This is a genomic window from Moorena sp. SIO2C4, from assembly GCF_010672485.1.
Lineage (GTDB): Bacteria > Cyanobacteriota > Cyanobacteriia > Cyanobacteriales > Coleofasciculaceae > Moorena > Moorena producens.
Genome location: NZ_JAAHGN010001449.1, coordinates 1 through 1414 on the forward strand (window position 1 = coordinate 1; position 1414 = coordinate 1414).

Consider the following 1414-nt stretch of genomic DNA (forward strand, 5'->3'; position numbering starts at 1 on the left):
TTTTTTAATCAGTCCCTCTCCGTAAGGAATACCGGACTCTCGGGAAAAGCCGATAGCTGCCGGGACACCGGAATCGGGTACAGCAATCACCATGTCCGCATCTGGTGTTGACTCTTTTGCCAGCTGACGCCCTAGGCGTAACCGATAGCTAAACACAGTTTGATCATCCATGATGCTATCAGGGCGAGCAAAGTAAATCATCTCAAAGATACAAACTTTGCGCTCTGGCTTTTGACTCCAGTCGAAGGAAGCAATGCCTTCGTCATTAATCCAGACTAATTCTCCCGGTTCCACATCCCGCAGATAGTCAGCACCGATAATATCTAAACCACAGGTTTCTGATGCCAGGACGTAGCCCCCAGAATTGCCACCTAAGGTGCCAATCACTAGAGGGCGAATGCCATTGGGGTCACGAACACCCATTAATCCATCCGGTGTGCCAATCACTAAACTAAACGCTCCTTGGCAAGATTGAAAGGCACTCATTGCTGCCTCCAACCACCCTTTGCCATGGTTAACCTCTGCAGCGATCCCTAGGGCGATTAGTTCTGAATCGGTAGTGGTCATCAAGTTAGAGTTATGCTTGAGTAAATCATCACGTAATTGGATAGTGTTGACCAAGTTACCGTTATGAGCCAAAGCCAACGGTCCTAAGGGAGTTTCCACCACGGCTGGTTGAGCATTGGCGATATGGCTAGAACCAGTGGTAGAATAGCGGTTATGACCAACGGCAATCTGACCAGGTAGCTGATCCAAAATTTCTTCATTAAAGACCTGGGAGACTAGCCCCATATCTTTGTAGACATGGAGCTGCTTGTCATCAAAGGTAGCAATCCCTGATGATTCCTGACCTCGGTGCTGTAGGGCAAATAGACCAAAGTAAGTCAGCTTAGCGACATCTTGCTCTGGTGCATAGATACCAAAGACTCCGCAAGCTTCCTCTGGCTTGTCCAAGTGCTGGGGATAGTCATCCTTGGACTGATCACAATATTGGTCAGAGGAAAGGGATTGGTTGGACATCATAACTATTATGGGTTGCTCCTAATTGCGGCATGAAGTCGATTTAACCTAAATCCCAAGGGGATTGGTTTTGTATATTTAATTAAACTTAATGTTTCCTTAACGATATCACCTATACGATATTATTGTGGGTTAATGTCGGCAATTCCTGGGTATTCCTAAAGCGGTTACTGCATTTTGCCCCCCGAAACCAAAGCTAAAACATAGTGCCTGCCTGACTTGGCACTGACGCGCTATAGTTACGAAATCCAAATCCCATTCCGGTTCCCTCAACCCAATACAAGGGGGTAAGGTTTGGTGTTTTAAAGCGATTAGACACAAAGCAGTACCAATGGCTCCAGAAGCACCAAGAGTGTGACCGGTGGCTCCTTTGGTAGAACTGATTGCCACCCCA

At 47.0% G+C, this 1414-nt stretch carries 1 protein-coding gene and 1 pseudogene; both read right to left on the bottom strand.

Annotated features, from left to right (window positions below):
* Nucleotides 1–1023, bottom strand: a 1023-nt coding sequence (purF, locus tag F6K20_RS38485) for an amidophosphoribosyltransferase (RefSeq protein WP_287298440.1), incomplete at its 3' end; no start/stop codon positions are given.
* Nucleotides 1024–1152: 129 nt separating this feature from the next.
* A pseudogene (locus tag F6K20_RS38490) lies at nt 1153–1414 on the bottom strand (beta-ketoacyl-ACP synthase); the annotation flags it as partial.